The organism is Streptomyces sp. WM6372, from assembly GCF_001279655.1.
In the GTDB taxonomy this organism is placed as follows: domain Bacteria; phylum Actinomycetota; class Actinomycetes; order Streptomycetales; family Streptomycetaceae; genus Streptomyces.
On record NZ_LGDB01000029.1, the window covers coordinates 1 to 9,794 of the forward strand.

The following is a 9,794-nucleotide window of genomic DNA, read 5'->3' on the forward strand; positions in this document are numbered from 1 at the left end:
CCCTCCGCCCCCGCCTCCACCGCCGCCCCCGCCGTCCGGCAACCACGGCCCGACGAGGTAGCCGTGCCCGCCACTCCGGACACCCCCGCTACCGACACACTCGTAGACGGGCTGCTCGGCCAGGTCGCCGAGCAGCTCGGCCGGCCCCTGCCCGCGCGCCTGCGGAAGGCCTTCCAACGTGTGCCGCGCCACCGGTTCCTGCCCGACCGGATCTGGCTGCGCGACGGATCGGGCGGCTACCGGCCCGTGGACCGGGCGACGGATCCCGACGGCTGGCTGGCCGTGGCATACACCGATCAGCCGCTGGTCACCCGCTTCACCGAGGGTCTGCCTTCCTCGTCGGCGTCCATGCCGTCGATGGTCGCCCGCATGCTCCTCCTGGCCGGCCTCACCGAACCCAACGGCCAAGGCCAAGCCCCACTCCGGGTGCTGGAGCTGGGCGCGGGGACCGGCTTCAACGCGGGACTGCTGTGCATCCTGGCGGGGGATGAGCAGGTCACCACCGTCGATCTCGACCCCACCCTCGCTGCCGTCGCGCAGGAGAACCTGAAGAGGGTCGGCCGGGCGCCGACGGTCGTGGCCGCGGACGGCGCCGGCGGATGGCCGCCTGGCGCCCCCTACGACGTCGTCCTGGCCACGTTCTCCGTCGACCGCATCCCACCCGACTGGCTGGCCGGACTCCGGCCGGCAGGCGGCCGCATCGTGACCCCCTGGACGTCGGCCTGGTGCAGCTACGGCACCCTCGAACTCACAGCCACCGATACCGGCCCTGCCCACGGCCACTTCCACTCCTTCGCCTCCTTCATGCCGATGGCACGCCCCCACCCTGAGTCCCACCCGCCGACGACCGCGCCCGCGGGCGGCGACCTCGACGCCGAGTTCCACATCAGCCTCACCGTCCCCGACGCCTCGTACGCCTGGGACACCAGCGGAGACCACGCCCCACACCCGCCTCCAGATCCAAGACGCGGCCACCGGCTCTTGGGCGACGGTCGACTACGACGGCCGCACGGCGGCCGACTTCACCGTGGCCCAAGCAGGACCCCGACCGCTGGGGGATGAGGTCACCGCCGCGTACCGGCGGTGGGAGGAGCTGGGCCGGCCGACCGTCGAGAGGTACGGCCTGACCGTGACATCAGGTAGCACCACGGTCTGGGTTGATTCATCCGCGATCACGGTGGCCGCGCGCTGAGACGGGAGATCGTCGATGCGATCCGCGTCGTCGACACCGGCTGCAAGTGGAGAGCCTTCCTGGCCGACTACCCGCCCTGGCTATGGCCAGGGGCGCTGGAGGGCAGCGAGGATGGTCACCGCGATGATGGCGGTGCCGGATTGCGGTCGCGTCACCGACGGAGTTCGGGGGCGGACTCTCTGAACTGTCCCAGCAGGTGGCGCGGGTTGTGAGGGCGACCTCGGCGCGCAGGGGCCCGTGTTCTTGTCGCGACTACCGGGCAAACGGTCTTCTCGGGGATACCGTGGCGACACCACGGCAGGTCTCTGTCTCCATCCCGACGCAACTGAATGAAATCAGCTACCTAGGCTGACAAAACCCCAGATCAAAAAGTCTGGACCCCGCGCCTGCGGGGATCGTCCCTGACCGAGCCGGGCAGCACGGGCGGGTCCCGGCTGGACCCCGCGCCCGCGGGGGAACGTCCGCTGTTCGGCCGGCGGCCGGAGAACGGGGCGTCGTCGTCTCTATGCCCGAAGGTGATCGTCCGAGGCGGAACGCCTCGTGCACCGCGCTGTCGACATTGCCCCCGCGCGTGCGGTGGTCCGGGGGGGGTCTGCGCCTGACGCTGGCTTGGCCTGCCGGCCTGTGCGGCACCGCCGCCTGCCGACCAGGACCCAGCCCGCGAGGGTGCTGCGTGAGCCAGGCGGGGACCGGGGAGGCGAAGCCGAGCTTGTCCCGGCTGGCCCAGACCTCGCGGGCAGGCCGAGGGCCTTGGCGGCGTCCCGCATGATCCGTTTGCCCTGGCCGGGTCGTTGATCTTGTGCTCGGCGGGCCGCCGGTAGGAGAACTCGATCAGGTCGCGGGCGAGGTAGGGGGACGGGCGTGGGCGGAGGCGAGCGTGTCGCTGGTCATCACCGTGGTCATCACCAGCGGCCTCCGGATCCGCCGCATCGAGCTGGGCGAGGCCACAGCGGCGGGCTCGGACGCGGAGTACCGCGAGGAGGACTTCCGGTGAGCTCCGCCGCCGCGTGACCCTCGTCCACCGGGTCTTCTCGGAGGACCAGGTCAGTCCGGGTCTCCGGTGGCCTGGAGGCGGCGCAGGGCCAGGATCAGATTGCCGCTGCCGAACGTCGCGAGCGCGGCGACACCCCACAGGGTCGCCGCGACACCGGCCCGGTCCAGGACGGCGCCCGCGGCCAGGAAGCCCAGCGGCCCGGTCAGGGTGCTGATCGTGACCACGGCCTGCAACACCTTGGGCCCGAAGCCGTCCGGCAGCCGGGCGGAGAGCAGGCCCATCAGCGGCGCGTTCGCCAGGGGCGCGGCGGCCGATGACAGGCCGACGGCGACGACGAGCACGCTGGCTGGCACGGGCACCAGGAGCGTCCACAGGGGTAGCGCGACGCAGACCAGGGCCGTACAGGCGAGTCGTACGGGGGCGACCCGTGCCGCCAGCACATAGGCAGCCACCGAGCCCACCAGGCCACCGGCGCCATCGACGGCGATCAGCAGGCCGCCGACCCTGGCGTCCCCCTCGAACCGGGTGAACGCCAGCACCGGCAGGGTGATCATCAGGGTTCGCAGCATCAGCCCGAACACCACGGTGGACAGCATCGCCCGGCTCAGGAACCAGTCGCCGCACAGATGCCGCACCCCCGCCCACAGGCCGCGCGGCCCGGCCGCGGACCCTCCGGCCCCGCCACCCCCTGCCGGGACGCGGCGCAGCAGCAGCAATCCGGAGAAGGCGAACGAGGCCGCGTCCAGCCACACCACGGATGTGGTCCCCACCAGCGGGATCAGCGCGCCCGCGAGCGCCGGTCCGGCGAACGCCGAGCCGTTCGTCACACCAGCCAGCGCGCTGTTGGCGCGGGCCAGAGAGCGGGCGTGCGGGCTCAGCAGTTCCATCGCCAGCACCCGCTGTGCCGCGTGGTACGGAACGGCCAGCGCCCCGAGCGCCGTGACGATCGCCACGAGGACGGCCACATTGAGCGCGCCCAGGGTCTGCAGCAGCGGGATCAGCGCCACCACCGGAGCGCGGGCGAGATCGGAGACGACCATGGTCCGACGGGCGCCCAGGCGCTGGATGACCTCTCCGCCCGCGAAGCCGAGCAGCGCCATGGGCAGCACCTGGGCCGCGAAGACCAGGCCCGCCCGGGTGGCCGAGCCGGTGGTCTCCAGCACCAGCCAGGGCAGCGCGAGCATGGTCATCTGGGTGCCCAACGCCGTCACCGCGCCCGCGACATAGACCGCCGTCAGCGCACGGCTCGGCCTGCCACCCGCTGTGCCGTTCGGCGCTCCGCCGGGTGGGACGGGGGCTGCGCCGGGCCGGGTCGCCGCGATCGTCATCGGGTCACCCCTTTCTCCTCGGTGGGTCCGGACCATGTGGTCGCCCCCGCACCCTGTCGCCCGCCCACCGTCCGGTGCCAGGGAAGGACCGGCAGTACTCACTGTCGGTGCCGCTGCGCTTTCTTCTCTGCCACGCGGCCCGCCCGTCCGGCAGTGTGATGGCCGTCGGAGCCCACCACAGCCAAGGCCACCGGCGGCGGAAGCGGACACCAACGAAGGGAGGGACGGCGATGAGCGGCGGTATCGGACCGGCGGTGCACGTCCCGTCCTTCGCCGCCCGCGACGGGCGGCGAGCGGTCGAGACCCGGTATGTGGACGGTCTCCCGCAGATCGTGGCCTGGGATCTGAGGACGGGTCAGCGCCGCCAGGCGACCACCGCACCGCTGGGTGTGGAAACCGCCGCCATCGAGCCGGACGGCCACGGCCTGTGGTGGTTCGACGCTGCTCCCGGCGGTCAAGGCCGCTGGCTGCGCGGGCCGTTCGAGGGCGGCCACCCGCGCCCGGCGCTCGACGGCGTGCCCGCCGGGCGGATGCACGGCCTGGCCTTCGACCCCCGCAGCGGCCTCGCCGCCGTCGGCGTCGGGGTCGCGGACCGCTCGCGGTACTACCTCGGCCGACCGGGCGAGCGCGCCCGCCTGGTGGCCGAGGAGCCCGGCTATGCGGCAGTGGTGGGCCTGGCCCCCGGCGGCCGGCTGCTGGCCACCGCGGGGTGCCCGGCCGGACCGGCCGCGGTCCGGCTGTGGTCACCGGCCTCCGGCGTCCTCGTGGACGCCATCCCCGGCGCAGCGGGGGACGGCGACGGCGGCGCGGTGTGGGCGCTGGGCTTCCGCCCCGACCTCACCACCGCACGGCCGGAACTGCTGCTCGTCCTCGAACGCGCGGGCCGCTACACCCTGGCCTTCTGGCGGCAGGGCGAGGGGATCCGTACGCACGGTCCCGGCTCCGCCCTCGACTTCGATACGGAGATCACCGCCTGCTGGTACGGGCCCGGCCGCACGGCGCTGGTCCAGCAGGACCGGGCGGGACGCAGCCGCCTGCTCCGCGCCGACCTCGACCGCGGTACGACGACGGTGCTTCCCACGCCCGAGGGCACGATCATCGACTTCTCCTGCGCACCCGACCGCACGGTCCACTGCCTGTGGAGCCGCGACGGCGAACTGCCCCGGCCACTGATCTGCCACCCGGAAAGCCCGGAAGGCTCGGAAAGTGCGGAGCACCCGGAACCCCCGGAACGTCCCGACCGCTCCGGCCACTCCGGCCGCTCCACGACGGCGTCACGCGGCACCGCGCCCGGCGGAACGACCGGATCCGGGCGCCGCGAGCTGTGGACACCTCGGCCGTACGGGCAGATCCACAGCTTCGTGGCCACCCCGCCCGGCCGCAGGGCGGGCCACCGCCCCTGGCCGACGATCTTCCTCGTCCACGGCGGGCCCCACACCCACGACCGGGACGCCTATGACGCCCGGACCGAGGCCCTGGTCCGGGCCGGATTCGCCGTGGTGCGCACCAACTACCGCGGCTCGACGGGCTACGGCCCCCGCTGGCGGGACGACTTCGGCCACCGGGTCGGTCTCGCCCAGCTCGAAGACCTCGCCGCGGTGCGCGGCCACCTCATCGACGCGGGAGTCTCGGAGCCGGGCCGTACCGGCCTGTGCGGCTACTCCTGGGGCGGCTATCTGACGCTGCTGGCGATGGGCGTCCAGCCCCGGCTGTGGGACGTGGGGCTGGCCGTCGTCCCGGTGGCCGACTACACGGCGGCGTACCGGGCGACGACGCCAGCGCTGCGGGAGGTCGACGACCGCCTCTTCGGCGGCACCCCCGAGCAGGTGCCACACCGCTATCGCGCGGCCTGCCCGATGACCTATGTGGGCCGCGTACGCGGCCCGCTCTTCCTCGCCGCCTCGGCGGACGACGAGAAGTGCCCTCCGCAACAGATCGAGCGCTATCTCGCCGCGCTGCGGCGCCGCGACGTCCCGCATCGCGTCCGGTGGCTCGGCGGCGGACACGACGTGGGCCGTGACCCAGCCGGATACGCCGCCGCGTGGGCCGCCATGGTGCGCTACGCCGACGACACGCTGCGCGCCTCCCCCAGAACCGCCGACCGCCGCAACAGCGGGCGGACCGGCTCGCACCACCCCGTCCATCACATCGAAGAAAGGTCGTCAACCCCATGAAGCGTCACGGACTGCGCGTCGACCCCATCAGCGCCACCGAGCGGGAGCGCGGACTCATCATTCCGCCGCACGAGGCCGCCCTGGACAAGGCGGTCCCGGTCCGGCCGAACGGCCCGGCGCCGGCCTGCACCACCCGCACGGAGAAGAACACGGAGAAGAAGTCGCCTCTGCAGTGAGCCCGAGCAGCGCCGTAGCGGGGTGCCACGCCCGGCACCCCGCCGCGGCGCCGGCCGTGCCGGTGAGAACAGGAGAACATCATGACCACAGCTACGGCAGCACCCCGGACGAACAGTCCCCGGCCGGAGAACCACCGGCCGGACAAGCCCGAGACGACGGAACCGCGCCAGAACCCGCCGACGTTCCGCAGCGACCCGTACCCGACCCTGGCCAGGATGCGGCAATCGGCCCCGGTCTCCGTGCTGCACAGCGACGGCGGCCTGCGGCTGTGGATCATCCCGCGCTACGTCGATGTCCGGGCCGCGCTCTCCGACCGCCGCTTCGCGCAGGATGTGCGGCGCGCCCAGGCCCTGGCCGACAGCCGGGTCGAGGGCATCAACCTGGGCACCGAGATCACCCATATGCTCAGCAGCGATCCGCCCGACCACACCCGCCTCCGCCGCGTGGTCCAGGCGGCGTTCAGCCGCAAGCGGGTCGAGGCGATGCGGCCGATGGTCGAGCGCATCACCCTCGAACTCCTCGACGGGCTCGACGCAGCAGCCGCGCGCCACACGACCCGCACCACCACCGCCACGGTGGACCTGGTACGTGACTTCGCCTTCCCGCTGCCGATCCTCGTCGTCTGCGAACTGCTCGGCTTCCCGCCCGAGGACCGCGACCTCTACCGGAAGTGGTCGACCGCCATCGTCACCCAGGAGGGCGACCACGCGGCGGTCCGGCGAGCCGTCCAGGAGATGGGCTCGTACGTCCTGGCCATCGCCGACCGGCGTATCCGCCGCAATGACCGTCCCGCCGATCTGCTCACCGAGCTGATGGCAGCCCGCGAGCGCGGGGAGCTGACGGACGACGAGATCGTGGGCATGGTCGCCCTGCTGCTGATCGGCGGGCATGAGACCACCGTGAACCTGCTGAGCACCTCCTGCCTCGCGCTGCTGCGCGATCCCGGCCAGGCGGCCTGGCTGCGCGCCGATCCGACCCGGATGCCCAGGGCCGTCGAGGAGTTCCTGCGCTACGACTCACCCATCTGTATGGCCACCACCCGCTTCACCACCGAGCCGGTGGACGTCGGCGGGGTGGTGATCCCGCAGGACGAGTTCGTGCTGCTGTCCCTCGGCGCGGCCAACCGCGACCCGGCGCGCTTCCAGGAACCCGACCGCCTCATCCTCGACCGCCGGGACGCAGGCCATCTCGCCTTCGGCGGTGGCATCCACCGCTGCCTCGGGGCCCTGCTCGGCAAGCTGGAGACCGAGATCGCGCTCACCGCGCTCCTCGCCCGCTTCCCCGGAACAACCCTGGCCTGCCAGGAGCGCGACCTGAGCTGGCGCAACACGATGATGCTGCGCGGCTTGGAGGCGCTGCCCGTCACCCTGCGCCGCTGACGCCCCCCACCGTCGCGGCCTGGGCCGGGTCGGTCAAGGAGAACGGGGCACTGATGATCTGCGGGTTTTCGTCGGTGCTGGTTCGGCAGTGTGATGTCAGTGCTGTGGTTGTGGGGTAGCCGTTGTTCGGCTGGGGCTTGTTGAGGCTTTTCGTGCTGACGTGGATGCCGATCTGGTGCTGTCATTTTCGGTGGTTGGCCTGGTCGGTTTGTTGCCGGTTGATATGACCCGTGTGGCGTTTTTGCTGGTCAGAAGCTGTTCAGGTGGCAACGGATGGTCGTCGCGGTGTGGCGGAGTTGTTCGCTGTTGCGGGTGTTGATGAGGGGCAGGAGCGGGTTGTCGGGGGCGCGCTTCCCTCCCCTTGACGGGCGAACCGTACGCCAAGGAGCCCTTCCGGCACAGGAACCTACCCATTCGAGCTTGCACCGCGACCGCACCCGAGGGCTACATCCACGGCCACACGGAGGGTTCGATCCAACCCGAGCCGGACCGGTCCCGTCCGCCCGGGCTTTTCTCCCAGCGCATCCCAAGCTCGGACAGTCCCTCGACCCGCTCGGGCACCAGCAGCGCCGGCGAGAGCGACTGTTGGCGATGAACACCCCCCAGCGCCTGCTTGTCCCCGCCGACCTCCTCCACATGCCGGTTCAGCACCTCCAGGAGCCCCTCACTGCCATCCGCCGGTGGACCCGCACGCCCGCAACGGGTGGCTGACGCCTTGCAAGCGCTTCTGAGTAGGCTGCTGGGATGACGGAGCACCTTGGTTTCGGCGCGATGCTCGGGCGGCTGCTGGACCGTAGAAAGCTCACTGTGCAGGAGCTTGCCGACCGGGCCGGGTCGACCATCGTCGAGGTACGCGCAGTGCTCGCGGGAGACCCCAGGCGAGGGGCTGCTCCGGTGCCTTGCGACTGCGCTTGGTTTCCATGCCGTCGATCTGTTCATCCTCGCGGGACTGGAGGTCCCGGACGACATGGCGCCGCTGGACACCGCGGCCGCGCGGTGGGTGTCGTACGTCGTGATGGATGCGGTGCACCTCCCAGCGGCGGGCCGACGTGAACTCCTCAACCTCATCCATGCACTGCCGCAGGAGGAACGGCATTCCCGATTCGCCCCGAAGCGGCTCGCACCACTCACCGGCGGTCCGGGCAGTTGCGCCATCCGTATGCTCCAGTACCGGAATCTGGACTGGATGGGCATGGCGAAGACGCTGGCGGTGATGACGCCCACGTACCTGTCGGCGGCCACATACGGTGTGATCGGCGCTGGTTGCAAGGAACTGACGCCCCGCTTGGTGACGGACTTCGCCGCTCCACTGGGGATCGATGCCTACGAACTGGCCGCACTGGCGGGCATTGTTCTGAGCGAGGTGCCACGCCCTCCCAGCTCGGAGGCCGTGGACGCCGCGGCGCTGCTGTGGGAGGTGCGCCGACTGTCTGCCACCCAGGCACGGCACATCTCCGAGTTGGCGCGCACCATGCGTGGGAACTCCCGCGACGGATACCTCGTCAACCTGCCTGGAACGTGACGTCCACCGGCACGCGCTCGCAGGACCCGAAGTGCACCATGTCATCTGTTCCTGTCTCAAGCTGGGCACTATTTTGAAGCACTGCTTTGTGGGCTGGTTCTTTCGAAGAGGCGGGCGTGGGCAAGGGAGCCGGGCAGCGGGAGATCGAGCAGGCGCTGCGCCAGAAGGCGATCGCAGGGGCATCCACACTGGAGATGCTCACCTGGCTGAGAGGCGACCTGGAGACCCGCATCAGCGATCCGGTCGGCCGTGACGGCGCGATCTCCTTCTGCATGATCGCGACGTTCACGACGGTCTTCGAGCTCGGACTCACGCCCGGACGGTTCATCGCCTCCTGGGACCGGTTCGGAGGCCACCTGGACGACAAGGAACTGGTGCGGAGACTGGGCCCGCTGATCCTGGCACCGGACGTGGAACCGCAACCCTGCGAATGCGACGCCAACTGCGGCGGGTACTGGGTCTGAGGACAAGCCCACCCAACAGGCCGCAGGCTTTGACCCGTGAAACGGGGGCGCCCTGAGAGCACGCGGTGGGGCGGACCGGATTCGAACCGGCGTCATCCCCCTTGCAGGGGGCGCGTCGACCTCTGCGCTACCTGCCCCCACCGCGCCTGTACAGCCTATGCCAGCCCTGAAGCGACTTCTGAGTGGTGACGGGGCCGGTGCTGGCAAGCGTCTGCATGGCCCTTTTGCCCCGGTCGCCGGTTAGGCCGTGGCCGCCCCCGTGCAGGCCGGGAGGTTTCTGCCGTTGGGTTTCCAGTGCTGGAGGCTTCGCTGCCGACCCCGTCAAGGGGAAACCTAACCGGCACCACTGACACTGCTGCCGGCGCCCGCGGAGCGGGCTGGTCCTGAAGGCGAAGCCGGAAGGACCCGGGTGGGGGAGCGGAGCGGACCCGCCCAACGGGCCGAAGGCCCGGACTCCGTGAAACGGAGTCACTCAGGCCTGCGAAGCAGGCTGTTCGGCTGGAGCGCAGCGAGAGCCGAACGAGTCCGGAGCGCAGCGCAGGACCCCGGCCCGAAGGGCCGGCT

The 9,794-nt window shown here is 71.6% G+C and carries 7 protein-coding genes and 1 tRNA gene; 6 read left to right on the forward strand and 2 right to left on the reverse strand.

Going from position 1 to position 9,794, the window contains the following annotated elements; genetic code table 11:
• The coding region (locus ADK52_RS04845; RefSeq protein WP_053688542.1) for a protein-L-isoaspartate O-methyltransferase family protein at positions 1–1,062 on the forward strand (1,062 nt) is incomplete at its 5' end.
• Positions 1,063–2,236: 1,174 nt separating this feature from the next.
• Here ADK52_RS04845 and ADK52_RS04850 read toward each other — a convergent pair.
• Complete coding sequence (locus ADK52_RS04850; protein ID WP_053688543.1) at positions 2,237–3,514, reverse strand: MFS transporter; 1,278 nt, start codon at positions 3,512–3,514, stop codon at positions 2,237–2,239.
• Between the two features lie 230 nt (positions 3,515–3,744).
• On the opposite strand from ADK52_RS04850, the gene ADK52_RS04855 reads away from it, so the two are divergent.
• The 5 genes from ADK52_RS04855 (at position 3,745) to ADK52_RS04880 (ending at position 9,230) form a co-directional block, all read left to right on the forward strand.
• Positions 3,745–5,688, forward strand: coding sequence for a prolyl oligopeptidase family serine peptidase (locus tag ADK52_RS04855; RefSeq protein WP_053688544.1), 1,944 nt, complete (start codon positions 3,745–3,747; stop codon positions 5,686–5,688).
• Positions 5,685–5,864, forward strand: coding sequence for a hypothetical protein (locus ADK52_RS04860; protein ID WP_053688545.1), 180 nt, complete (start codon positions 5,685–5,687; stop codon positions 5,862–5,864). The genes ADK52_RS04855 and ADK52_RS04860 overlap by 4 nt, the downstream gene beginning before the upstream one ends.
• Before the next feature lie 81 nt (positions 5,865–5,945).
• Positions 5,946–7,244 carry a cytochrome P450 family protein gene (locus ADK52_RS04865; RefSeq protein WP_234343415.1) on the forward strand — a complete coding sequence of 433 codons (1,299 nt, stop codon included), beginning with the start codon at positions 5,946–5,948 and terminating at the stop codon, positions 7,242–7,244.
• A 967-nt stretch (positions 7,245–8,211) separates the two neighbouring features.
• On the forward strand, positions 8,212–8,766 hold the full coding sequence (locus tag ADK52_RS04875) for an XRE family transcriptional regulator (protein WP_159045840.1): 555 nt from the start codon (positions 8,212–8,214) through the stop codon (positions 8,764–8,766).
• 116 nt (positions 8,767–8,882) lie between these two features.
• The gene (locus ADK52_RS04880) at positions 8,883–9,230 is read left to right on the forward strand and encodes a hypothetical protein (protein WP_053688548.1); all 348 of its coding nucleotides are present in this window, start codon (positions 8,883–8,885) and stop codon (positions 9,228–9,230) included.
• Between the two features lie 66 nt (positions 9,231–9,296).
• Here the strand turns inward: ADK52_RS04880 and ADK52_RS04885 are convergent.
• Positions 9,297–9,368, reverse strand: a tRNA-Cys gene (locus ADK52_RS04885).
• Positions 9,369–9,794 lie beyond the last annotated feature (426 nt).

Excerpts from the sequence above, each read along its gene's own strand:
- ADK52_RS04850 (WP_053688543.1), bottom strand. The coding sequence starts at position 3,514 with ATGACGATCGCGGCGACCCGGCCCGGCGCAGCCCCCGTCCCACCCGGC.
- ADK52_RS04855 (WP_053688544.1), top strand. The coding sequence starts at position 3,745 with ATGAGCGGCGGTATCGGACCGGCGGTGCACGTCCCGTCCTTCGCCGCC.
- ADK52_RS04860 (WP_053688545.1), top strand. The coding sequence starts at position 5,685 with ATGAAGCGTCACGGACTGCGCGTCGACCCCATCAGCGCCACCGAGCGG.
- ADK52_RS04865 (WP_234343415.1), top strand. The coding sequence starts at position 5,946 with ATGACCACAGCTACGGCAGCACCCCGGACGAACAGTCCCCGGCCGGAG.
- ADK52_RS04875 (WP_159045840.1), top strand. The coding sequence starts at position 8,212 with ATGGCGCCGCTGGACACCGCGGCCGCGCGGTGGGTGTCGTACGTCGTG.